Below are 23,487 nucleotides of genomic sequence, written 5' to 3' on the forward strand. Positions count from 1 at the left end.
TGGCCGCCCGGCGCTAAAACTCCCGGCGTGCGACGCCTAGACTCGCCCCGGTGACGACTCCCAACGCCCCCGAAGACGAGCTGATCTGCTCGGCGCGGGGGTGTCGTGCTCCCGCCGCCTACCAGCTCCGCTGGCACAATCCCCGCCTGCACGCGCCCGACCGGCGCAAGACCTGGCTCGCCTGCCCGGCGCACCGGGACTCCCTCGGGGACTTCCTCGACGCACGCGGCTTCCTCCGCGAGGTGGTCCCGCTTCCCTGATCGCCTACGCTCGAAGCGTGAGCGAGCAGACGACCCGAGCCCGTACCGGCGGCGAGCACGGCAGGTCCTCCCGGTGAGCGGTGACGGCCACACCGGCCTCCCGCCCGCGTCGCGCAGCGCGCTGGAGCCCTGGCCGGACACCGTCGACTGGCGGCCGATCTCCCGCGACCTGATCTGGGTGGAGCTGATCCGGCTCGGCATCGGGCTGGCGGTGGCGCTCGTGGTGCTCGGCGTGGCCTGGGCGCTGTCCGGGCACTGGCTGCTCGGCGCCGCCGTCGGCGTGGCCCTGCTGATCGGCGTCTGGCGGGCGATCACCATCGTGCGCGCGGTCCGCGCCTGGGGGTACGCCGAGCGCGACGACGACCTGCTGGTGCGGCACGGTCTGCTGGTGCGGCGGCTCTCCATCGTGCCGTACTCCCGGATGCAGTTCGTCGACGTGAGCGCCGGTCCGCTGGAGCGTGCCTTCGACCTCGCCACTGTGCAGTTGCACACGGCGGCGGCCGCCAGCGACGCCCGGGTGCCGGGGCTGCGTCCGGCCGAGGCGTCCCGGCTGCGCGACCGGCTCACCGCGCTGGGCGAGGACCGGGCGGAGGGCCTGTGAGCGACCGGAGCGATCCCGGCGCGCCGCGGCCCCACGACGACCGGCCCGGGGCGGCGCCCGGTCCCCCACCGCCGGTCGGTCCGGAACAGCCGCCCGGGCCGGGTTACGGCCCGCCCGCCGCGCCGCCCGGCTACGGACCGCCGCCCGGATACGCGCCACCACCCGGTTACGGGCCCCCGCCCGGATACGGGCCCCCGCCCGGATACGGGACGGCAGCCGACGCGACGCCCGGGCCGTGGCCCGCGCCCGCGCCGCCGTACCCGGGACCATGGGGTCCGGCCGCCGCGCCCTCGTCCGACGGGGAGGAACCGCGGCAGCGGCTGCATCCGCTGAGCCCCGCGCTGCACGGCGCGAAGTCACTCGTCGTCGTGATCGCCGGTCTGTCCTGGTCGACGCTGTCGCGGGTCGGGTTCGGCTGGTTCGCCCTGCTGGTCACGGTCTTCGTGCTCGGCGCCACCGTGCTGTCCGTGGTGAGCTGGTGGAACACCGGTTACCACCTGGTGGGCCGGGAGCTGCGCGTGTACGAGGGCCTGCTGTGGCGGCGCACGCGCGCCATCCCGCTGGAGCGGTTGCAGGCGGTGGAGGTGGTCCGGCCGCTGCTGGCCCAGCTCACCGGCCTGGCCGAGCTGCGGCTCGAGGTGGTCGGCGGGGGCAAGACCGAGGCGCCGCTGGCCTACCTCAGCGTGGCCGAGGCCACCGCGCTGCGGCAGCGGCTGCTCGCTGTCGCCGGCCGGGCCCCGTCCGCCGTGGCCGAGCCGGGCGTGCCGGCCGCCCCGGGTACGCCTGTCGCGCCCGCGCCGGCCGGCCGCCGGCTGCACGTCGTCCGCAACCAGGACCTGCTGGTCAGCCAGTTGCTCACGCCGCAGGCGTTCCTGCTGCCGGTCGGCGTGGTGTTCGTGGGCGCCCAGTTCCTCTCCGAGGGCTCGTGGTCGTTCATCGCGGTGGCGAGCACGCTCACCGCGATGGCGGGTGTGGTGCTGCAACCGGTCCGGCGGGTGCTCGACGACTGGAGTTTCCGGCTCGACCGGGACGACGGCACGCTGCGTGTGCACAACGGGCTGCTGGAGACGCGGGTGCAGACGGTGCCGCTGCACCGGGTGCAGACCGTGCGGGCGACCTGGCCGCTGCTCTGGCGGATGAAGGGCTGGCTGCGGCTGCGGCTGGAGGTGGCCGGCTACTCGGCCGGTGAGCCGGACGACCGCAACCGCCCGGACCGGCTGCTGCCGGTCGGCGACGCCGGCACCGGCGCGATGGTGGTGGCGGAGGTGCTGCCCGGCGTACGGCTGGACGAACTGCCCGGCACGCCGCCCCCGTCCCGGGCCCGCTGGCTGCGCCCGCTGAGCCGCAAGGTGGTCGGCGCCGGCCTCGACGAGCGGGTCTTCGTGGCCCGGTCCGGGCTGCTGACCCGCCAGCTGACGCTGGTGCCGTACGCCCGGATCCAGAGCGTGCGCGTCACCCAGGGCCCGGCGCAGCGGTTGCTGCGGCTGGCCACCGTGCACGCGGACACCGCGGGCGGGGCCGGGGCGGCGGCGGTCGACCGGGACCTGGCCGACGCCTGGGAGCTGGCCGCGGAGCTGACCGAGCGGTCGCGGGCCGCGCGCCGGGCCGACCACCGCCGCTGACCCGCCAGCGGGGCTAGCGTCGCTCGGCCGGCACCGCGTCCCGGTCGTCGGCGGGGGCGTCGGCCTCGGCCGCGGTGGCGGGCTGCGGCACGCCGGCCGCGCCGGCGGGCTCACCGGCACGCCGGGCCCGCCGCGCCGCCCACCAGCGCTCGGCCAGGCCGACCACCAGGAACGTCATGCCCACGTACGCCCAGCCGACCAGCACGTCGATCAGGTAGTGCTCGCCGCTGTACATCAGCGTGAACGTCATGGCCAGCGGATACGCCAGCATCAGCGGCCACCAGCGCTTGCGCACCGACCGCATGAAGAACAGCACCACGAACAGCGCGAACGCGGTGTGCAGCGACGGCATCGCGGCCACCGGGTTGGAGGCGATCTGCCCGGCGTTGAGCAGATTGCCCGCGCCGTGCATGCCGATCTCCTTCCACCCCCGGGTGGAGATCCGCGCGACCTCGGTCAGCAGGCCGTTCTGCGCCGCCCACCACGGCGGCGCGGCCGGGTAGGCGAAGTAGGTGACCAGGCCGGCCGCGCACAGGAAGCCCCAGCGGGACATGTACGCGATCCAGCGCCGCCGGTTGCGCATCCACAGCACGGCCGCGGCGGCGAACGTCGCCACGAAGTGCGAGAAGTAGATCCAGCTCACCAGCACGTCCCACCAGCGCACCTCGGACGGGTCGTACAGGCGCTCCTGCAGCCAGATCGTCGGCACCTCACCGCCGGTGAGCCAGCCGGTGAGGAACCGGTCGGCGACGATCAGCTCCATCGCGTGCGGGGTGGCGCCGTTGTCGGCGAAGCCCCGGGACAGGTTGTACGCGGCGAGCAGCAGCACCACCGGGATCCAGTCCCGGGCGAAGCGCAGGTGGCTGCGCCACGGGCGGGCCGAGTTCCAGGCGATGGTGCCGGCCCAGATCCACAGGAACGCGTACGCCGGGTCGGTGGGCAGGCCGATGACGAGCCAGCCCGCCACGAAGGCGACGCCCCAGATGGTCATCGCGATCACACGGCGGCGCCCGCCGTCGGGCGACTCGGTGGTCGCGTCGGGGGCGGGGGTCGGAGATTGTGTCTGCTCGGCCATCGCGGACAAGGTTAACGGCGGGCGACGGGCGGGCCTGCGGGCGGGCGGGGACGACACGGGCGCGGCGGCTCGGACGCCGGACGGCCCCCGTTCATCTGCACTAGGCTCGGCCGCATGCAGGAGCAGCCGGAGTCGCCCTTCACGCCGGGCCTGACCGCCCGCGTCGAGCTGACAGTGACCGACGCCGACACCGCGCAGGCGGTGGGCTCCGGGGACGTGCCGGTGCTCGGCACCCCGCGCGTGCTGGCGCTGGCCGAGGCGGCGACGGTGGCCGCCACCGCGACCCGGATGCCGTCCGGGTCGACCACCGTCGGCGTACGGGTGGAGCTGGAGCACCGCGCGGCCACCCCGGTCGGGCGTACCGTGGCCGCCCACGCCGAGCTGGTGAAGGTCGACGGGAAGCGGCTCGTCTTCGAGGTGACTGTCACCGACGGTCCGACGGTGGCGGCGCAGGGCCGGGTCGAGCGGGCGCTGGTCGACCGGCAGCGCTTCGTCGAGCGGGCCCTCGGCCCGTCATGACCGCCGGCTTCACCGAGGTCGCCCCCGGTGTGCACGTGCGACGTGAGCCGCTGCTGGCGGTGAACGTGGTGCTCGTGGTCGGCGACGGCGCGGCGCTGCTGGTCGACACGCTCTCCACGGCCGGGCAGGCGCGGGAACTGGCGGCGGCGGCGCGGGCGGTGACGCCGTACCCGTGGACGATCGTGAACACGCACCACCACTTCGACCACTGTTTCGGCAACGCCACGCTGGCCGGGCCGGACACCGCGATCTACGCGCACCCGCAGGCCGTGGCGGCGCTGCGGGACCGGCCGGACGCGCTGCGCCGCGCCGCGTACGAGGAGATGCGCGCCGAGCAGCCGGCGCTGGCCGAGGAGCTGGCGCGTACCGAGCCGCGGGCGCCGACGCACGAGGTGGTCGAGGAGACGGTGCTCGACGTCGGGGGCCGCCGGGTGGTGCTGCGCCATCCCGGGCACGGGCACACCGACGCCGACCTGGTGGTGCACGTGCCCGATGCGGACGTGCTGGTGGCCGGCGATCTGGTGGAGCAGAGCGGGCCGCCGGCGTTCGAGGAGTCGTACCCGTTGCGGTGGCCGGACGCGCTGGCCGACCTGCTGCGCCTGACCACGCCCGCGACGGTGGTGGTGCCGGGCCACGGCGAGCCGGTCGGCGCGGATTTCGTCCGCGAGCAGCACGCGCAGCTCGCGCGGCAGGCGTGGCTGATCCGCGCCGGGCACACCGGCAGCGCGCCGCCGGAGCGGGTGGCGGCCGAGTCGCCGTTCGGCGCCCGGCCGGGCCTGATCGCCGCCCGCCGCGGCTACGCCGAACTCGACGGCACCGCCTGAGTGGCGGCCCGGGCTCAGCCGGCGTCGGCGAGGATCTCGCGGAGACGGTTGCGGCACTCGGCGACGAACGCCGGGAACGTGTGCCAGTAGTAGGAGACGCCGCTGGCCGCCACCCCGAGCGCCCAGGCGCGGGCCCGTGCCCAGGTCACGTCGTCGACACCGAGCGCCTCCCGGTAGGCGTGCCGGGCCGGCGGCGGCAGGTCCCAGATCGGCGCGTGTTCCGCGTCCGGGAACCCGACGGTCAGCCCGCCGAAGTCGATCACCGCGCACAGCCGGCCGTCGCGTGCCAGCACATTGGTGGGCTTGAGGTCGGTGTGCAGCCAGACGTGCCGGCCGGCGGGTTCGGGCAGGGTGAGGGCGTCGCGCCAGAGCCTGTGCAGGGTGTCGACGTCCATCTCGTCGCCGATCCTGCTCCGGCAGTCGTCGAGCGCCGCGCTGACCCAGGTGTCACAGGGGTGCAGGCTGCCGCCGCGGTATCCGCTCAGCGCGTCCGCGCGGGTCGCGCCGAGCAGGTCGGCCGCGTGCAGGTGACGTACGAACACCGCCAGGTCGGCGCCGAGGGCGGCCCAGTCCCGGACCGTGCCGGGTCCGACCTCGTCGCCGTGGATCCACCGCTGCACCGACCACGGCAGCGGGAAGGCGGCGGTCGGCGTCCCGGCGTGGAGCGGTTCCGGCACCGGGTACGGCAGCAGTGGCGCGAGCCGGGGCAGCCACAGCTGTTCCTTGCGCAGCGCGCCGGCTTTCTCCGCGGTGCGGGGCAGCCGGACGAGCAGGTCGTCGCCGAGCCGGTACATGGTGTTGTCGGTCCCGGCGCCGGCGGGGGTCAACGGCAGCGCGGCCCACTCGGGGCGCTGGTCGGTCAGCAGCGCCCGGACGATCCCCTCGTCCACAGGTGTCTCGTCCTGGTGCAGCATCACCCGGCGATCATCCGGTGCCGGGCGGCGCGGCGGCCACCGGGTTTCCGGACGTACGGGGGTCCCGTTCCGGGCGGGTGTGTGCCCGCAGCGTGGTGAGCAGCGTGTCGAGGTGCGGGGCGGCGGCCAGGATCGCGTCACGCGCTGCCGGGTCGAGGTCGGCCAGCGCCTCGGTGAGCAGCGCGGTGCGGTGCCGTTGGTGGTCGGCCATCCGCCGGTGGGCGGCCTCGGTGACGCGCAGCCGGACCACGCGGCGGTCGGCGGGGTCGCGGTCGCGGGCCAGCAGCCCGGCGTCGGTGAGGTCGCGGACCAGCGTGCTCACGGTGTTGGGCGCCGTGCCGAGGCGCCGGGCCACGTCCTTGCCGCTGATGCCCGGCGTGTCCCGGACGAGCAGGAGCAGTTCCACCTGAGCTTCGGGCAGCGGGTCCCGCCCGGCGCGCGCCGTGGACCGGCGGCGCACGAGCCGGTGCAGCTCCCCGAGGACCGCGCCGAACCGCGCGACCTGCTCGTTCGTCGACACGGGGTCACCCGCCTCACATCGCAATAGTTCTGACTACAGAGGTAAGGTACCCGAGCACATCGGATTTCAGGGGGTACCCGCTCGTGAGTCAAGCCGCGCCGCCCGCCGCCCGCCCGACCGGCGCCGGCGCCACCGCGTCCACCGGGGGCGCGAGCCTGCTGGTGCTGCTCGGCACGCTCACCGCGATCGGCCCGCTCTCGCTGGACATGTACCTGCCCGCGTTCCCGGCCATGACCCGCGACCTCGGCGCCGACCAGGCCGGCATCCAGCTCTCGCTGACCACCTGCCTGATCGGCCTGGCGTTCGGCCAGCTCGTCACCGGGCCGCTCAGCGACCGCTGGGGGCGCCGCCGCCCGGTGCTGGTGGGCGTGGTCGCGTACACCGTGCTGGCGCTGGCGTGCGCGGCGGCGCCGAACGCCCCGCTGCTGGCCGCCGTCCGGTTCGCCCAGGGCCTGGCCGGCGGCATGGGCGTGGTGGTCGCCCGCGCCGTGGTCCGCGACCTCTACTCGGGCCGGGACGCCGCGAAGTACTTCTCCCGGCTCACCCTGGTCTTCGGGGTCGCGCCGATCGCGGCGCCGGGCGTGGGCAGCCTGGTGCTCCGGTTCGGCTCCTGGCGGTCCGTCTTCCTGGTGCTGGCCGCCATCGGCGCAGTGCTGGCCGTCGCGGTCGCGCTGCGCCTGCCGGAGACGCTGCCGGCCGAGCGCCGCAGCACCGGCGGGCTGGGGGCCACCGCCCGGACCATGCGGTCGCTGCTCGCCGACCGGGTCTACCTCGGGTACGCGCTGACCCAGGGCTTCGCCTTCGCCGGGCTGTTCGCGTACATCTCGGGGTCGTCGTTCGTGTTCCAGGACGTCTTCGGCGTCTCCGCGGCGGTGTTCAGCGTCATCTTCGGCGTCAACGCGCTCGGCCTGGTGGCCGTCGGGCAGCTGAACGCCCGGCTGCTCGACCGGTTCCCGCCACGCCGGCTGCTGGTCACCGCGCTGGCGGTCGGCCTGGTCGCCGCGGCCGGCGTGCTGAGCGGCGCGCTGACCGACGGCCTCGCGCTGACCGCGGTGGCGCTGTTCGGCTACGTCGGCGCGCTGGGCATGGTGACGCCGAACAGCACGGCGCTGGCGCTGGACGCGCACGCCCGCCACGCCGGCACCGCCGCCGCGCTGATGGGCGGCATCCAGTCGGTCGTCGGCGCGCTGGCCGCGCCCCTGGTCGGGCTCGGCGGCGAGGGCAGCGCGCTGCCGATGGCCACGGTCCTGGCCGGCGCCGCCGTCCTCACCCTGGTCACCGTCCTGACGATGACCCGCACGCGGGCTGAGCGCTGAGCACGTTAAGAAGGGGCCCCTTCTCTACGTGAGGCGTTAACAAGGGGCCCTTCCTTTCACGCGAAGCGGGCGGTCACCTCCTCGCGGGTGGGCATGGCGGTGGCGCCACCCGGGGACTCGCAGACCACTGCGGCCACCCGCAGCGCGAACGCCACCCGCTCCCGCCACCCGGCCGGGTCGGCCGGCTCACCGGCGGCCAGCAGCTCGGCCACCAGCGCGCCCATCACCGAGTCCCCCGCGCCGGTCGCGTCCACCGCGTCCACCTTCGGCGCGGGCACGCGCACCACGTCGTCGCCGGCGGCGACCAGCGCGCCGTCCGCGCCGAGCGTGACCACGACCGTGCTCGCGCCCAGTTCCCGCAGGTACGCGGCCACGCCCTCGACCGGCTCGTGCGGGTAGAGCACCCGCGCGTCGGCGCTGCTGAGCTTGACCAGGTGCGCGGCGGCGGCGAACTCGGCGACCACCGCGCGCAGCCCGTCCAGCGCGCCCGGGGCGGTGAGCAGCCGGGGCCGCACGTTCGGGTCGAACACCCGCAGCGCGCCCGCGATCGACCAGGCGCGCCGGGCGGCGGCGAGCACCGGCGGGTCGAGCAGCACGATCGAGCCGCAGTAGAGCACGTCCGCGCCCTCGACCAGCGCCACGTCCAGGTCGTCCGGGCCGAGCAGCGCGTACGAGCGGGGCTCGCCGTAGAAGCGGAAGTCCGGCTCGGGGCCGGCGAAGGTGGCCACCGCGAGCGCGGTCGGGGCCGGCACGGTCACCGTCCCGCTCACGTCCACACCGGCGTCGGTGAGGAAGGCGCGGATCCGTCCGGCCAGCGCGTCGTCGCCGAGCGACCCGACGAACCGCGCGTCCCCGCCGAGCCGAGCGGTCGCCACCGCCACGTTGAGCGGTCCCCCGCCGATCGCCTGCCGGTAGACGGGCTCTCCGTCGCGCTCGGCGTCGAGCAGGTCCACCAGCGCCTCGCCGAGCACCACCGCGTATCCCATCCTGGCTCCCCTCGTCGTCCTACCCCGATCCTGGCGCATACCGGCGCCACCGCGCGCCGGGACCCTGGCATCGAACGGCGCCTATTGCGGGCCGCGCCCGGACGTGGTGGGATGGCGGTGCCGGGTGACGACGCGGGGGCTGCCGCGTCACCGGCCGCCGGGTCGATCCGACGCGAGGGCATCCACGGTCCGTTGGGCAACGGACCGCAGACGGTGCGCGCCCGTCGACGGCCACGGCCGCACTCCGACCGGGCGCGGGCACCGCGATCGTCGCATCCGCTCGTCGCAGCGGGGCGGGCCGAACCGGGCCACGCTCCGCGAGTCAGGAGATCCCCGTGCACCGATCCCGATCCCGTACGGCCGCGTTGCTCACCGCGGCCGCCACCCTGACCCTGGGCGCGTTCGCCCTGGTCACCAACTCCGGACCGGCGGCCGCGCACGGCGCGGCCATGACGCCGGGCGCCCGCACCTACCTGTGCTGGAAGGACGGCCTCACCGGGACCGGTGAGATCCGGCCGAACAACCCCGCCTGCTCGTCGGCGGTGGCCGAGAGCGGCGCGAACTCGCTGTACAACTGGTTCAGCGTGCTGCGCTCCGACGCCGGCGGGCGGACCGTCGGGTTCATCCCCGACGGCAAGCTGTGCAGCGGCGGCAACCCCGGCTTCAGCGGGTACGACGCGGCGCGCAACGACTGGCCGATCACCCACCTGACGGCGGGCCGGTCGATGGAGTTCCGGTACAGCAACTGGGCCCACCACCCGGGCACGTTCTACTTCTACGTGACCAAGGACAACTGGAGCCCGAACCGGCCGCTGGCCTGGAGCGACCTGGAGGAGCAGCCGTTCCTGCAGGTGACCAACCCGCCGCAGCGCGGCGCGGTCGGCACCAACGACGGTCACTACTACTTCACCGGCAACCTGCCGTCGAACAAGAGCGGCCGGCACATCATCTACTCGCGCTGGGTCCGCTCGGACAGCCAGGAGAACTTCTTCGGCTGCTCGGACGTGACGTTCGACGGCGGTAACGGCGAGGTGACCGGGATCGGCTCGGGCGGCAGCAACCCCCCGACGACCGCGCCGCCGACCACCGCGCCCCCGACCACCGCGCCCCCGACGACCGCGCCGCCGACCTCGCCTCCGCCGGTGACGACCAGCCCGACCATGCCGGCCGGCTCCTGCATGGCGGTGTACAAGGTGGTCACCGCCTGGGGTGGCGGCTTCCAGGGCGAAGTGACGATCATGAACCACAGCACCCGGACGTACTCCGGGTGGACCGCGAACTGGACCTGGCCCAGCGGCCAGACCATCAACCAGGTGTGGAACGGCACGTTGAGCGGCAGCGGGGCGTCGGTGAGCGTCTCCAACGCCGCCTACAACGGCAGCGTCCCGCCGGAGGGCACCACCACGTTCGGCTTCACCGCGAACTTCTCCGGCACCAACACCCTGCCGACGGTCACCTGCACCGGCAGGTGACCCCGTAACGGGAAGGGCCCTCGGGGAACACCCCGGGGGCCCTTCCTCGTCACGCTCGGGTCAGCGGACCATGCTGCCGACGACCGGCTTGGTGAGCAGCGCGGACTGGTTGCGCTGGATGCCCGGGTCGAGCGTCTTGGCCACGAAGATGGCGTGCCAGATGCAGAAGATCAGCACGGTCCACACCTTGCGGGAGTGGTCCGCCTCCTCCCGCTTGTGCTCCTCCAGCAGGCGCATCGCGTACGACAGGTCGATCAGGTCGCCCGCGCCCGAGGTGGACAGCACGTGCCGCGCCCACTCGTACATCTCGCCGCGCAGCCAGACCCGGGTCGGGGTCGGGAAGCCCAGCTTCTTGCGGTTGACGATGGCCGGCGGCACGACGCCCTGCAGCGCCTGGCGCATCGCGTACTTGGTGGCCTCGGAGCGGGGCGGCAGCTTCAGGTCGACCGGGATGCCGGCGGCGACGTTGAACACCTCCCGGTCCAGGAACGGCACCCGCACCTCCAGCGAGTGCGCCATCGAGATCCGGTCGGCCTTGACCAGGATGTCGCCGCGCAGCCAGGTGTAGAGGTCGACGTACTGCATCTTGGTGACGTCGTCCAGCTCGGTGCACTCGGCGTAGATCGGGGCGGTCACGTCGGTGTAGCGCACCGAGGGGTCGTAGCGGCGCAGCAGGTGCTGCTTCTCCTCCTCGGTGAACATCCGGGCGTTGCCGTAGTAGCGCTGCTCGATCGGGGTGGTGCCGCGCTCCAGGAAGCTCTTGCCCTTGACCCCCTGCGGAATGGCCTTGGACACCGCGCGCAGGCCCTTCTGCACGCCGTCGGGCAGGCTGTTCACCGAGTTGAGCGACAGCGGCTCCCGGTAGATCGTGTAGCCGCCGAAGAACTCGTCCGCGCCCTCGCCGGAGAGCACCACCGTGACGTGCTCGGCGGCCTTCTTCGCCACGAAGTACAGCGGCACCAGCGCCGGGTCGGCGACCGGGTCGTCCAGGTGCCAGACGATCTTCGGCAGCGCGTCGATCATGTCCTGCGGCCCGATCTTGGTCGGGATGGTGGTCACGTCGAGGTGCCGGGCCGAGTCCTGGGCCACGTCGATCTCGGAGTAGCCGGGCACGTCGTAGCCGACGGTGAAGGTGAGGATGTTCGGGTTGAACTCGCGGGCCAGCGCCACCACGGCGGTGGAGTCGATGCCGCTGGACAGGAACGAGCCGACCGGCACGTCCGAGCGCATGTGCATCCGGACGCTCTCCCGCAGCGTCTCCCGGATGTCGTGGTAGAGCCGCTGCTCGTCGGAGACCGGGGCCGGCCGGAACACCGGGCGGTACCAGCGGCGCACCTCGATCCGGCCGCCCGGGGTCCAGTTCAGGTACTCCCCCGAGCCGATCCGGCTGATCCCCTTGTGCAGCGTGCCCGGCTCCGGCACGTACTGCAGCGTCAGGTAGTGGCTCAGGTTGGCGGTGTCGATGCCCGCGTCGCCCTGGTACGCCGAGTGCGCGAACGGCAGCAGCGCCTTCTTCTCCGACGCGAGGTAGAGGCCGTCCTGGGTCTCCAGGTAGTGCAGCGGCTTGATGCCGAAGTAGTCCCGGGCGCCGAAGGCCCGCCGCTCCTGCCGGTCCCAGATGACGAACGCGAACATGCCGCGCAGCTTGGTGAGCACCTGCTCACCCCAGTAGTGGTAGCCGGCGACGATCACCTCGCCGTCGCCGTTGGTGGCGAACTGGGCGCCGTAGTCGCGGATCAGCTCCTCGCGCAGCTCGATGTAGTTGTAGATCTCGCCGTTGAAGGTGAGCAGGTACCGCCCGCCCGCGTACGGCAGGGGCTCGTGGCTCAGCGCCACGTCGATGATCGCCAGGCGCTTGTGCGCGAACACACCGTCCGCGTACCGGCCGGAGGCGTCGCCGACCACCTCGACCCCGGTCTCGTCCGGGCCACGGTGGTGCAGGCACTCCAGTGCGCCGGCGATGTTGTCGCGGTGGGCGGCGGCGTCGCCGCGCGCGCTGAAGAAGGCCAGGAGTCCGCACATGGCCGCCATCTTTCCACGCGCCGGAAGCCTCCGTCGCGGCACCGCAGGCACCTCCCGCTGTCGTGCGCGCGGTACCGTCTGGACCAGCGACGAGGCTCAGGGAGGGACGGATCATGGCCGAGGAGCGGACGCGACAGGGCAAACCGGCGGACGGTACGGAGTCGCACGACCCGGACTTCCCGGAGGCGTTCCTGTCGTTCATGCGCCAGGGCTGGCGGGACACCGAACTGCCGGTCGCCCCGCGCCCGGAGGCGCCCAACCACGCCAAGCGGCGGGCCGCGCTGGCCGAGGCCTTCCCGGGCGAGACGCTGGTCATCCCCACGGGCAACGAGAAGGTACGCGCCAACGACACCGAGCACCGGTTCCGTCCGGGCAGCGACTTCGCGTACCTGACCGGCGACCTGGAGCCGGACAGCGTCCTCGTGCTGCGCCCGGGTGGCGAGTCCACGCTGTTCATGCGGCCCCGGTCGTCGCGGGTGACCGACGAGTTCTTCCGCAGCCGGCACGGTGAGCTGTGGGTGGGCCGCCGGCCGACGCTGCGGGAGAAGTCCACCGAGCTGGGCCTGCCGACGGCCGACCTGAGCGAGCTGGACGCGACGCTGGCCGAGCTGGCGCCGGGGCGTACCCGGGTGCTGCGCGGCTTCGACGCCCGGGTGGACGCGGCGGTGCGTCAGTACGACGGCGCGCGCGCCGACGGTCAGCCCGGCCGCGACCGGGAACTGGCCATCGCGATCGCCGAGCTGAAGCTGGTCAAGGACGAGTGGGAGATCGCGCAGCTCCAGGAGGCGTGCGACGCCACGGTGCGCGGCTTCGAGGACGTGGCACGGGCGCTGCCGGCCGACCGCGGCGTCTCCGAGCGGCTGCTGGAGGGCGTCTTCGCGCTGCGCGCCCGGCACGACGGCAACGACGTCGGGTACGGCTCGATCGTCGGGGCCGGCGAGCACGCCACTGTCCTGCACTGGGTGCACAACCACGGCGCCACCCGTCCGGGTGACCTGCTGCTGATGGACATGGGCGTGGAGAACCGCAACCTCTACACCGCCGACGTCACCCGGGTGCTGCCGGTCGACGGCCGGTTCACGCCGCTGCAGCGCCAGGTCTACGACGCCGTGTACGCCGCCCAGCAGGCCGGCATCGAGATGTGCCGGCCGGGCGTGGCGTTCCGGGACGTGCACCTGGCCTCGATGCGGGTGCTGGCCGAGGCGCTGAAGGATCTCGGGCTGCTGCCGGTGAGCGTGGACGAGGCGATGGACCCGGCCTCCACGGTCTACCGGCGGTGGACGCTGCACGGCACCAGCCACATGCTCGGCATCGACGTGCACGACTGCGCCAACGCGCGCAAGGAGAACTACCGGGAGGGTCCGCTCGGCGAGGGGTACGTGCTGACCGTCGAGCCGGGGCTCTACTTCCAGCCGGAGGACGAGATGGTCCCCGAGGAGCTGCGGGGCATCGGCGTGCGGATCGAGGACGACATCCTGGTCACCGCGGACGGTCCGGTGAACCTGTCGGCCGGTCTGCCGCGGCGCTCCGACGAGGTGGAGACCTGGCTGGCCGAGCAGCGTGAGGCGGGCCCCCGCCTGCCCGGCTGAGTCCTGCGGGCCGCGATCTTCCGGCGGGCCCCACCACCGCGCCTTCACGGCAGGTGGTGGGGCCCGCCGCCGTCTGGGGGAGTTGCGGTCCGCTCACGTGGTTGGTCACCGACCGCCGATCGTGGGAGGAATGCGGGCTTTTTTCGGATACGTCTTCCTCGCGAGGAACCTTCTCATACGGTGCTGGTCAGAGGCTACAACCGGTTTGTAGCTGGTCGCCCGGCCTGGGGCGGTGCGACCCGTTTGGGAAGAACCGAAAGGGCTCTCATCTCATGTCGAACGATGTAACGACACCCGACGGTGGAGCGCCGATGGCGCCTGCCCCGCGGACGAGCAAGCGGCGGGCGCTCTGGGTCGCCACCGGCGTGGCCGGGCTGACCGGCGTCGTCGGGCTGGCGGCGCTGGGCGGTCTCGCCGCCCGCGACGACAAGTCCGGCACCGAGCCGGTGGCGGACAACCACGCCGTCGCTCCCCAGAACGCCGGCAACGACTCCGACGGCGGCTACGACAAGGACGGCAAGGACGGCAAGGACCGTGGCCAGGAAGGCCGTGACCGCGGCGAGTGGGGCCCGGACAAGGGCGACTGGGGCAAGGACGGCAAGGACGACCACGGCAAGACCCGCGAGGTCGCCTGCGACGACGACGCCCTGATCGACGCCCTCGAACTCGCCAACCGCGACCACGGCGGCACCCTCAAGCTCGCCGAGAACTGCACCTACGAACTCGGCGTCAAGGACCGCAAGTTCGGCTCCGCCCTGCCCGAGATCAAGCAGGACGTCACCATCAAGGGCAACGGCTCCACCATCAAGCGCGACGCCGAAGACACCTTCCGCATCTTCCGCGTCCGCGACGGCGGCGACCTCACCCTCAAGGACCTCACAATCAAGGGCGGCAACGCCAACGAGTTCAAGTACCCCGGGCCGTCCGTGCCGAAGGCGGCCGACCCGGCCGAGCTGGATGCCAAGCGGGTCGAGGGCGACGGCGGCGCGCTGCTGGTCGAGCGCGGCGGCAGCGCGCACCTGGACAACGTGAAGCTGACCGACAACAACGCCGAGGGCGACGGCGGCGCCGTCGCCAACTACGGCCGCACCTGGCTCAAGGAGAGCAAGGTCGTCAACAACCACGCCCAGGGCGACGGCGGCGGCATCTTCAACGAGGGCATCCTCAAGGTCGAGGAAACCCACGTCGACGACAACACCGCCGGCGGCAACGGCGGCGGCATCGCCAACGGCAGCGGTGAGCACCACGACGGGCCGGTCGACCTGGCCTCGGCGGCGAAGGCCGACAAGGGTGAGCACGGCAAGCACCGCGCCGGCACGGTCGAGATCACCGGGGCGTACGAGGGCAAGGACGCCTCGTTGAGCACCCTGAGCCGCAACCGGGCGGGCCACAACGGTGGCGGCCTGTTCAGCAGCGGCGGCTGGGTCACCGTCTCGTTCACCGCGATCGGCGGCAACGTCGCCTGCGACAACGGTGGCGGCGTCTACGCCGAGAACACCGACCTGCTCCTGGAGAAGGTCCACGTGGCGGGTAACCACGCCGACGGCAACGGCGGCGGCGTGGTGACGACCGGCGGGCGCGACTGGGCCGGTAACGGCGCCGAGAAGGACGGCCTCGCGGGCAGCGCCACGATCGCCGACAGCGCGGTCGTGGACAACACGGCCGGCCGCTTCGGCGGCGGAATCTACAACGGTGAGTGGCTCATCAAGATCGAGGACGGCTTCCTCACCCGCGAGCACGACAAGGACGACAACGCCACCCTCACCATCCGCGACACCGAGATCAAGGCCAACACCGCCCTCAACGGCGGCGGCATCTTCAACAACAAGGCCAAGATCACCCTCACCAAGACCCACGTCACCAAGAACACCGCCACCGACTCCAGCAAGCTCCACCGGGTCGCCGGCGGCGTCCTCAACAACGAAGGACGCGTCAAGCTCGACGACAAGTCCCTCATCAGCAACAACGACCCCACCAACTGCGCCAACACCGTCGAGGACTGCTTCAACTGATTCGCTCCACCACATAACCCGGGGTGCCCTCCTTCCGCCGCGACGGCGGGAGGAGGGCACCCGACCTCGGAGCGGCCCGGCTGGCCGTGGTGTCCCCCACCGGGGCGTCCGGACCGCACTGCGCCCGCCCATCCCACCCGCACCCTTATGCGGGTTTTTTTCGTATATGGCCACGAGGCGAAGAAGGTTCTCATACGGTCGTTCTCAGCAGCTACAACCGATTTGTAGCGAAGGCCGCCTCGCCAGGGCGAAGCGACCTTGTCAGGTACAAGGAGAGGGCAGAGAGCTCCGATGTCCAACTACCTTCGCAATAACAATGACGCCACCAGCAAGACCATCTCCCCGCTCCGGCGTCGCCGGATGTGGCTCGCCACGGGCGTCGTGGGCCTGACCGGAGCGGTCAGCCTCGCCGGCGTGGCCTACGCGACCACCGGGGCCACCGGCCCGCACCGGCTCGCCGACGTCAAGTGGTCGACCACGCAGCAGCTCAGCGACGACGACCACGGCGACAAGGGCGAGTACGGCCGGGACGGGTACGACAAGGACGGCAAGGACGGCAAGGACCGTGGCCAGGAAGGCCGCGACCGCGGCGAGTGGGGCCCGGACAAGGGCGACTGGGGCAAGGACGGCAAGGACGACCACGGCAAGACCCGCGAGGTCGCCTGCGACGACGACGCCCTGATCGACGCCCTCGAACTGGCCAACCGCGACCACGGCGGCACCCTCAAGCTCGCCGAGAACTGCACCTACGAACTCGGCGTCAAGGACCGCAAGTTCGGCTCCGCCCTGCCCGAGATCAAGCAGGACGTCACCATCAAGGGCAACGGCTCCACCATCAAGCGCGACGCCGAAGACACCTTCCGCATCTTCCGCGTCCGCGACGGCGGCGACCTCACCCTCAAGGACCTCACAATCAAGGGCGGCAACGCCAACGAGTTCAAGTACCCGGGTGGCGGCGGCCAGCCGCCGGCCGCTGCTCCGGCGGCCGCCCCGGCGGTGGCGGCCCCGGCCGCTCCGGCTGTCGCGGCTCCGGCCGCGGCGACCACGGCCGCCGCTGTCACGCCCGTCGCCGACGGCACGAACGGCGGCAAGGACGACGACAAGCGGGTCGAGGGTGACGGCGGCGCGCTGCTGGTCGAGCGCGGCGGCAGCGCCTACCTGGACAATGTGAAGCTCGTCGACAACAACGCCGAGGGCGACGGTGGCGCCGTCGCCAACTACGGCCGCACCTGGCTCAAGGAGAGCAAGGTCGTCAACAACCACGCCCAGGGCGACGGCGGCGGCATCTTCAACGAGGGCATCCTCAAGGTCGAGGAAACCCACGTCGACGACAACACCGCCGGCGGCAACGGCGGCGGCATCGCCAACGGCGGCGGCTTCTCCGGCGAGCACGGCCCGGCGGCCTCGGCCGCGCCGAAGGGCTACGACAAGAAGGAGAAGCACCACGAGGCCGGGATCGTCGAGATCTTCGGTTCCGACCACGGCAAGGACGGCATCAAGTCCAGCCTGTCGGACAACCGCGCCGGCAAGAACGGCGGCGGTCTGTTCAGCAGCGGCGGCACCGTCACGGTCTCCTTCACCGCGATCACGGGCAACACCGCCTGCGAGAACGGTGGCGGCGTCTACGCCGAGAACACGGACCTGGACCTGGACAAGGTGCACGTGGCCAAGAACCACGCCGACGGCAACGGCGGCGGCGTGGTGGTCACCGGCGGCAAGCACTGGGGCTACCCGAACGACAAGGAGCACGCCAGCGCCACGATCGCCGACAGCAAGATCGTCGACAACACCGCCAACCGCTTCGGCGGCGGCATCTACAACGGTGAGTGGCTCATCAAGATCGAGGACGGCTTCCTCACCCGCGAGCACGACAAGGACGACAACGCCACCCTCACCATCCGCGACACCGAGATCAAGGCCAACACCGCCCTCAACGGCGGCGGCATCTTCAACAACAAGGCCAAGATCACCCTCACCAAGACCCACGTCACCAAGAACACCGCCACCGACTCCAGCAAGCTCCACCGGGTCGCCGGCGGCGTCCTCAACAACGAAGGACGCGTCAAGCTCGACGACAAGTCCCTCATCAGCAACAACGACCCCACCAACTGCGCCAACACCGTCGAGGACTGCTTCAACTGACCTGACGGTCCCGGGGTACGCGACCGGCCCCCTGCCACGTGACGTGGCAGGGGGCCGGTCGGCCGTGCCGGTCAGCTCTGGACGAACACCGCCACGCTGCGCGCGGGCACGGTGAACGTGCCGGCGGCCCGGTCGAACGAGGCGGTACGCAGCGCCGGGTCGGCCGAGTTCCGCAGCACCGGATGCAGCGTCACGTTCGCCCCGCGCAGCCCGGTGACCGTCTGCTTCGCCGTCTCCGGCGTGGCGTTGAAGACGACGGTCACCGACTTCCACGTCCCGTCCAGCCCGCGCGCGTCGAGGGTCATGGTGAGCACGCCCGGCGTCTCCTTCGTCCCGGACAGCGGGAACGCCACCCGCTTCTGCACCTGCTCGGCGCTGCTGAGCCCGAACACCGGCGAGGATCGGCGGACGCGCAGCAGCTCCGCGTACCGGGCGTCGGCCAGTTCGACCGCCGCGCAGTCCGGCACCAGCAACGGGTCGGCCAGCAGCGGCTTCGCGTACGACCACTTGTCGCGGTTGTCGGCCTCCGGCGGCAGGCCCGCGCCGAACCCGTTGCCCTGGGCGCAGTCCCAGCGGATCTGGTTGAACCAGTCCCCCGAGTTGTACGAGTTGCGGTCCAGCGACTTCGAGCGCAGCCGCTCCGAGCCGGTGGTGACGAACCCGGCGCCCTGCCCGAGCGCTGTGGTCGCCAGCGCGAGCACCTGCATCCGGGCCCGGTCCTGCGCCGAGGTCCCCTGCGGCAGCTTGTACGCCAGCGCGTCGTACAGGATCTCGTTGTCGTGCGCGTCGACGTAGGTGACCGCCTCGCCCGGCGCGGCCGTGTATCCGGCCGGCGCGCCCTTGTAGTCGACCTGCGCGCCGGTGACCCGCTTCCCGGAGGAGTCGGTGAACCGGTAGTCGCGCAGGTTACCGGTCAGGCCCACCTTGATCAGGTCGTGCTGGTGCAGCAGCCGGGCCCGCTGCTCGGCCGCCGTGCCGTTGACCTCGTCGCCGTTCGGGTCGGTGTAGAGGCCGGAAGCGAAGCCCTGCGCGCGCGGGTTCGCGTCGAACGGGCCGCCGCCGCGCACCGCGTCGCGAAGCCGGTCGTTGAACGTGCCGATGCCGGTGCCGGCCATGTTGATCTGGGTGGCCTGGGTGAACCGGGCGTCGTCGGCGACCTCGCCGAAGTTCCAGCCCTCGCCGTAGAGCAGGATCTTCCGGCCGTCGACGCCGTCGCGGGCGAGCGTGAGCTTGTCCAGCGCGGCCCGTACGGCCAGGATGTTCGCCTTCGGGTGGTGACCCATCAGGTCGAACCGGAAGCCGTCGACCTTGTACGCCTTGGCCCAGGTGACGATCGACTCCACCACGAGCTTGCCCATCATGGCGTGCTCCGGGGCGGTGTTGGCGCAGCAGGTCGAGTTGGCCACCGACCCGTCGTCGAGCAGCCGGTGGTAGTAGCCCGGCACCACCTGGTCGAGCACCGACTTCGGGTCGGCGCCGGCGGCCGAGGTGTGGTTGTAGACCACGTCCATGACCACCCGCAGGCCGGCCTTGTTCACCCCGGCGACCATCTGCCGGAACTCGGTGGTGCGCTTGGCGCCGTTCGGGTCGGTGGCGTACCCGCCCTCCGGCACCGTGTAGTGCAGCGGGTCGTACCCCCAGTTGTAGCCGTCGGTGTCGGCGACCGCCGCGACGCACTTCTGCTGCTGGTCGGAGTCCGGCGGCAGCGCGGCCAGGTCGCAGGCCGGCTGGGCCTGGTCGGCCCGCTTCTCCGGGATGGTGGCGAAGTCGAACGCGGGCAGCAGGTGCAGGTAGTTGACCCCGGCGTCGCCGAGCGCCCGCAGGTGCTTCATGCCCGCCGTCTGCGGGTCGGTGAACGCCAGGTAGGTGCCGCGCCGCTCGGCCGGAACCGTGTTGTCGGCGATGGAGAAGTCCCGCACCGACAGCTCGGTGATCTGGGCCTTCGACGCCGGCGGGGCGGCCGGCTTGCGCAGGTTCGCCCAGCCGGCCGGCGCGAGCGCCGGGTCGGTCAGGTCGACGATCTGGCTGTGCGTGGAGTTCGGCGCGAGCGCCACCGAGTACGGGTCGGTCACCGACGCGGTGACCACCTTCTGTGTCGCCGGCTGCCACGCCTGCACCTGGTAGCGGTAGTAGCGGCCGGTCCACGCCTTCGTCCCGCGCACCGACCAGACACCGGTGCGGTCGTCGCGTCGCATCGCCACAGTGGTCGGCTCGGCCGTGGGCGAGTCGAACAGCTCCAGCGCCACCTTCTGCGCGGTGGGCGCCCACACGGCCAGCGTGGGTACCCGCCCGGCGAACGTCGGGCCGAGTTTCGCGCCGGTCGCGGCCGCGTAGACGTCGTCGAGCACGCCGGGGATCTGCACGCCGGTGGCGGCGAGCAGGGCGCCCTCGGCGTCCCGCTCGGTCACCACGAGCTGCCCGCGCAGCGCCGCCGGCACCTTGGCCAGGTCGCCGCGCGCGAGCGTGAAGGCGCGACGGTCCCAGAGATGGGGGTACGCCTGTCGTTGCGCCTCGGTCAGCCCGTTGCGCTGCGCCCGCAGCGGCAACTCGGTGTACGTGCCGGTCAGCTCGCCGTCGGCGACGCCGATTCCACCGGCCGGGGCGACCGCGAGCGCGTACCGCCTGCCGTCGGTCGGGCCGGTGGCCCAGGCGACTGTGGACCTGTCGATCCAGTTCGCCTTCTGCCTGGTGATGTCGATGTCGGTCGCGGCGCCGGACGTGGTGGTCGGCAGCAGCCGGCCCTTGACGCCGGCGAGCAGCCACACCTCGCGCCCGGCGGTGGCGAAGTCGAGCCGCTGGTCCTCGGGGTGGTCCTTCTGGTCGCCGGAGTGCACGATGTAGCTCAGCCCGGTCGCGCCGGCGCTCAGCGGCACCCGGAACACCGCGCCGTAGGCGTCGATCTTCTCCGGCTTGAGCGGCGTGGCCCAGTCGGTCGGGCTGGCGGCGCCGTCCCACAGGTGCAGGCCCCAGCCGTCGTAGTTGCCGTCGGCCTTGCGCCAGTGGATCAGCGCCGTGTCCGGCGCCACCGGCGGGTCGGGCTCGCCGGTGGCGGCCTGCCGCGTCGGGTACACCTCGGCGTCGCCCTGCTTGACCCAGACCTCCCCGGTCCGGGTCACGTCGATGAAGCGGTCGGCCGCGACGTCCTTGTTGCCGCCGGAGTCGACCACGACGAAGCCGACCGACTTCGCGCCCGGCTTGAGCTTCACCCAGGCGAACCGGCCGTACGAGTCCTCGCCGGCGAACGGCTGCCCGGCGGGCCACTCGGTGACGTACGCCGGGTCGATGTCACCCCAGGCGTAGAGCCGCCAGTCGTCGTACCCGCCGGCCGGGCGCTTGTAGTGCACGATCGCCCAGTCCCGCGACTCGCCCCGGTCCGGGGTGCCGACGGTGCCGGTGGCGCGGGCGGTGGCGGTGCGGCCCTTGCCGTCGCGGACCACTGCCTTGTACTCGACAGTGGTGCCGCCGGGCAGGCCGGTGAGGTCGTGGTGCACGGTGTACGGGGCGCGGTGCGCGCTGCCCAGCAGCGTCCACTTCCCGCCGTCGACCCGGGCGGCGAACGTGACGGTGGCGAGCGGGTCGCCGGTGACCTGGGCGGTGACGGTGGCCTTGCCGGGGGCGGGCTCGTCACCCGGCTCGGTGATCGTGATCTTCGGAGCGGCCCCGGGGTGCGGGATGGCCCGGTCGGCCTTGAGCACCACCGCCGACATCGCCGGCACGGTGAGGCTCAGCTTGCCGTCGGCGGCGGCCGTCACGTCTGCGGCGCCGCCGTACACGCCGGTGAAGCGGGCGCCGGCCGACCAGGTGTCCACCGTGACAGTCTGCGGGGTGGCGGCGTTGTTCACCGCCGCCACGTACTCGATCCGGTCGGCGGGCAGGACGCGGGAGAACGCGAAGACGCCGGGGCCGTCGGCGGCGTGCCGGGTGACCTGGACGCCGTCGCGCAGCGCCGGGTGCGCGGCCCGCAGGCCGCCCAGCTCGGCGATGGTCCGGTAGAGCGGGTGGCGGGTGTCGTACTGGTCGACGGCGTGGGTGCGGGTGGTGCCGATCAGGTCGTCGTCGAGGTAGTCGGCGGTCCGGGAGGCGAACATGTCCTGCCGGGCGTCCTTGTCCCCGCCCGGGCCGGTGAAGCCCTGCTCGTCGCCGGAGTAGACGACCGGCTGGCCACGGGTGAGGAACATGAGCTGGTGGGCGAGCCGGCTGCGCGTCAGCTGGGCGGCGTCGTCCCCGCCGCCGGCGGCGACGAACGAGCCGATCCGGCCCATGTCGTGGTTGCCGAGGAACGTGGTGAGCCGGTTGGCGTTCGTGTCCCGCGCGGTGTAGAGGTCGTCCTTGGCGTACACGTCGGCGAGGGCCTTGGCCGAGCCGTCGGCGGCGGCGTAGCCACGTGCCGCCTCCTGGAAGGAGAAGTCGAGCGTGGCGGGGAGGCCGCCGCGCCGCACGTAGGTGGACTGGATCTCCTGTTCGGCGCTGTAGACCTCGCCGAACATGAAGAAGTCCTTCTTGCCGGCCTTTGCCGCGGCGGCGTCGATGCCGCGGGCGAACTGCGGCCAGAACTCGAGGTTCGAGTGCTTGACGGTGTCGAGGCGGAACCCGTCCACGCCGGCCTTGCCGATCCACTCGGCGTAGATGTCGGTCATGCCGCGCACCACTTCGGGCCGCTCGGTCCACAGGTCGTCCAGGCGGGAGAAGTCGCCGTACTCGCTGTTCTCCCCGGCGAAGGTGGAGTCACCGCGGTTGTGGTACATGGTCGGGTCGTTCAGCCACGCCGGTACCTTGACCTTCGCGTCGGCGGGGGTGGCGAACACCGGGGTGTACGGGAACGACTTCTCGTTGACGGCGGGGAACTTACGGGTGCCGTCGGCGTAGTTCCGGTCCTCGAAGGGTCGTCCCTGCGCGTCGCGGTAGGGCGCGGTCTTCTTGTCCACGTAGCCGTACTTGTCCTCGGCGTACCGGATGACGTCGGCGGTGTGGTTCACGATGATGTCGAGGTAGACCTTGATGCCCCGCCGGTGGGCGAGGTCGACCAGCTTCTTCAGCTCCGCGTTCGTGCCGAAGTGCGGGTCGACCTGGGTGAAGTCGGTGATCCAGTAGCCGTGGTAGCCGGCCGAGACGTCGGCGCCGGTGCCCTGCACGGGCCGGTTCTTGAAGATCGGGGCGAGCCAGATGGCGGTGGTGCCGAGCCCTTGGATGTAGTCCATCCGGTCGATCAGGCCCTTGAGGTCGCCGCCGTGGTAGAAGCCCTTGTCGGTCGGGTCGTGGCCGGTGGTGAGCCGGCCGCCGGTGAGGCCGCCGTTGTCGTTGCGCTTGTCGCCGTTGGCGAAGCGGTCCGGCAGGACGAAGTAGAACTGCTCGGCCTTGGCGGTGTTGCGGCTCGCCGCGAGCAGCGCGTCGGGCGAGGGCTCGTGGTTCCACTGGGGAGCGTTGCCGGCGGCGAGGACGTCGGGGGTGGCGGCGCGCTCGGGAGCGTCGTCGCCGAGCTGATGGAGGGCCACCGGAACGCCGACGACGGCGAGCACGAGGGAGGTGACCAGGGCGAGCAGCGCCTTGGGGGATATCGGCGGCGGTTTCATCGACGGCCTTTCTCTGGTCGCTGATTCGCCCGCACGCTAGCCC

At 72.6% G+C, this 23,487-nt stretch carries 16 protein-coding genes; 10 read left to right on the forward strand and 6 right to left on the reverse strand.

Going from position 1 to position 23,487, the window contains the following annotated elements:
• The first annotated feature begins 50 nt into the window (after positions 1–50).
• The 3 genes from J3R08_RS21275 (at position 51) to J3R08_RS21285 (ending at position 2,483) form a co-directional block, all read left to right on the forward strand.
• Positions 51–260 (forward strand): hypothetical protein, encoded by a 210-nt coding sequence (locus J3R08_RS21275; RefSeq protein ID WP_069087711.1) that lies wholly within the window; start codon positions 51–53, stop codon positions 258–260.
• A 73-nt stretch (positions 261–333) separates the two neighbouring features.
• Entirely contained in the window at positions 334–861 is a 528-nt protein-coding gene (locus J3R08_RS21280) for a PH domain-containing protein (RefSeq protein WP_064445350.1), read from the forward strand.
• Positions 858–2,483: a PH domain-containing protein gene (locus tag J3R08_RS21285; RefSeq protein WP_374102385.1), complete on the forward strand. Its 1,626-nt coding sequence runs from the start codon at positions 858–860 to the stop codon at positions 2,481–2,483. Before J3R08_RS21280 ends, J3R08_RS21285 begins: the two co-directional genes overlap by 4 nt.
• 13 nt (positions 2,484–2,496) lie before the next feature.
• On the opposite strand, the gene J3R08_RS21290 is transcribed toward J3R08_RS21285, so the two are convergent.
• The gene (locus J3R08_RS21290) at positions 2,497–3,558 is read right to left on the reverse strand and encodes a phosphatase PAP2 family protein (RefSeq protein WP_209962598.1); all 1,062 of its coding nucleotides are present in this window, start codon (positions 3,556–3,558) and stop codon (positions 2,497–2,499) included.
• A gap of 114 nt (positions 3,559–3,672) precedes the next feature.
• Between J3R08_RS21290 and J3R08_RS21295 the strand changes: the two genes are divergently transcribed.
• Positions 3,673–4,077, forward strand: coding sequence for a thioesterase family protein (locus J3R08_RS21295; RefSeq protein WP_030504258.1), 405 nt, complete (start codon positions 3,673–3,675; stop codon positions 4,075–4,077).
• Complete coding sequence (locus tag J3R08_RS21300; RefSeq protein WP_104115082.1) at positions 4,074–4,901, forward strand: MBL fold metallo-hydrolase; 828 nt, start codon at positions 4,074–4,076, stop codon at positions 4,899–4,901. The genes J3R08_RS21295 and J3R08_RS21300 overlap by 4 nt, the downstream gene beginning before the upstream one ends.
• 14 nt (positions 4,902–4,915) lie before the next feature.
• On the opposite strand, the gene J3R08_RS21305 is transcribed toward J3R08_RS21300, so the two are convergent.
• Positions 4,916–5,815, reverse strand: a complete 900-nt coding sequence (locus tag J3R08_RS21305) for an aminoglycoside phosphotransferase family protein (protein ID WP_209964347.1) — start codon at positions 5,813–5,815, stop codon at positions 4,916–4,918.
• A 10-nt stretch (positions 5,816–5,825) separates the two neighbouring features.
• Positions 5,826–6,335: a MarR family winged helix-turn-helix transcriptional regulator gene (locus tag J3R08_RS21310; RefSeq protein WP_043329717.1), complete on the reverse strand. Its 510-nt coding sequence runs from the start codon at positions 6,333–6,335 to the stop codon at positions 5,826–5,828.
• Between the two features lie 83 nt (positions 6,336–6,418).
• On the opposite strand from J3R08_RS21310, the gene J3R08_RS21315 reads away from it, so the two are divergent.
• Positions 6,419–7,651: a multidrug effflux MFS transporter gene (locus tag J3R08_RS21315; protein ID WP_104115085.1), complete on the forward strand. Its 1,233-nt coding sequence runs from the start codon at positions 6,419–6,421 to the stop codon at positions 7,649–7,651.
• 56 nt (positions 7,652–7,707) lie between these two features.
• Here the strand turns inward: J3R08_RS21315 and J3R08_RS21320 are convergent, their stop codons facing one another.
• On the reverse strand, positions 7,708–8,637 hold the full coding sequence (locus J3R08_RS21320) for a carbohydrate kinase (RefSeq protein ID WP_209962600.1): 930 nt from the start codon (positions 8,635–8,637) through the stop codon (positions 7,708–7,710).
• A 335-nt stretch (positions 8,638–8,972) separates the two neighbouring features.
• Between J3R08_RS21320 and J3R08_RS21325 the strand changes: the two genes are divergently transcribed.
• Positions 8,973–10,109: a lytic polysaccharide monooxygenase gene (locus J3R08_RS21325; RefSeq protein WP_209962602.1), complete on the forward strand. Its 1,137-nt coding sequence runs from the start codon at positions 8,973–8,975 to the stop codon at positions 10,107–10,109.
• Positions 10,110–10,169: 60 nt separating this feature from the next.
• On the opposite strand, the gene asnB is transcribed toward J3R08_RS21325, so the two are convergent.
• A complete protein-coding gene (gene asnB / locus J3R08_RS21330) occupies positions 10,170–12,131 on the reverse strand; it encodes an asparagine synthase (glutamine-hydrolyzing) (protein WP_043329713.1) in 1,962 nt (653 codons plus the stop codon).
• Positions 12,132–12,244: 113 nt separating this feature from the next.
• Here asnB and J3R08_RS21335 point away from each other — a divergent pair, with 113 nt between their 5' ends.
• The 3 genes from J3R08_RS21335 (at position 12,245) to J3R08_RS21345 (ending at position 17,874) form a co-directional block, all read left to right on the forward strand.
• A complete protein-coding gene (locus tag J3R08_RS21335; RefSeq protein ID WP_030504250.1) occupies positions 12,245–13,720 on the forward strand; it encodes an aminopeptidase P family protein in 1,476 nt (491 codons plus the stop codon).
• A 311-nt stretch (positions 13,721–14,031) separates the two neighbouring features.
• Positions 14,032–15,732: a hypothetical protein gene (locus tag J3R08_RS21340; protein ID WP_245254782.1), complete on the forward strand. Its 1,701-nt coding sequence runs from the start codon at positions 14,032–14,034 to the stop codon at positions 15,730–15,732.
• 291 nt (positions 15,733–16,023) lie between these two features.
• On the forward strand, positions 16,024–17,874 hold the full coding sequence (locus tag J3R08_RS21345; RefSeq protein ID WP_209962606.1) for a hypothetical protein: 1,851 nt from the start codon (positions 16,024–16,026) through the stop codon (positions 17,872–17,874).
• Between the two features lie 71 nt (positions 17,875–17,945).
• Here the strand turns inward: J3R08_RS21345 and pulA are convergent, their stop codons facing one another.
• Positions 17,946–23,444 (reverse strand): pullulanase-type alpha-1,6-glucosidase, encoded by a 5,499-nt coding sequence (gene pulA, locus J3R08_RS21350; protein ID WP_209962608.1) that lies wholly within the window; start codon positions 23,442–23,444, stop codon positions 17,946–17,948.
• Between the last annotated feature and the right edge of the window lie 43 nt (positions 23,445–23,487).

The sequence above is a fragment of the Micromonospora sp. HB375 genome, assembly GCF_017872985.1.
In the GTDB taxonomy this organism is placed as follows: domain Bacteria; phylum Actinomycetota; class Actinomycetes; order Mycobacteriales; family Micromonosporaceae; genus Micromonospora; species Micromonospora chalcea.

What these genes read in the sequence shown, in the direction of transcription:
- J3R08_RS21290 (WP_209962598.1), bottom strand. Translation starts at nt 3,558, where the DNA reads ATGGCCGAGCAGACACAATCTCCGACCCCCGCCCCCGACGCGACCACC.
- J3R08_RS21295 (WP_030504258.1), top strand. Translation starts at nt 3,673, where the DNA reads ATGCAGGAGCAGCCGGAGTCGCCCTTCACGCCGGGCCTGACCGCCCGC.
- J3R08_RS21300 (WP_104115082.1), top strand. Translation starts at nt 4,074, where the DNA reads ATGACCGCCGGCTTCACCGAGGTCGCCCCCGGTGTGCACGTGCGACGT.
- J3R08_RS21305 (WP_209964347.1), bottom strand. Translation starts at nt 5,815, where the DNA reads ATGCTGCACCAGGACGAGACACCTGTGGACGAGGGGATCGTCCGGGCG.
- J3R08_RS21320 (WP_209962600.1), bottom strand. Translation starts at nt 8,637, where the DNA reads ATGGGATACGCGGTGGTGCTCGGCGAGGCGCTGGTGGACCTGCTCGAC.
- asnB (WP_043329713.1), bottom strand. Translation starts at nt 12,131, where the DNA reads ATGTGCGGACTCCTGGCCTTCTTCAGCGCGCGCGGCGACGCCGCCGCC.
- J3R08_RS21335 (WP_030504250.1), top strand. Translation starts at nt 12,245, where the DNA reads ATGGCCGAGGAGCGGACGCGACAGGGCAAACCGGCGGACGGTACGGAG.
- J3R08_RS21340 (WP_245254782.1), top strand. Translation starts at nt 14,032, where the DNA reads ATGGCGCCTGCCCCGCGGACGAGCAAGCGGCGGGCGCTCTGGGTCGCC.
- J3R08_RS21345 (WP_209962606.1), top strand. Translation starts at nt 16,024, where the DNA reads ATGTCCAACTACCTTCGCAATAACAATGACGCCACCAGCAAGACCATC.
- pulA (WP_209962608.1), bottom strand. Translation starts at nt 23,444, where the DNA reads ATGAAACCGCCGCCGATATCCCCCAAGGCGCTGCTCGCCCTGGTCACC.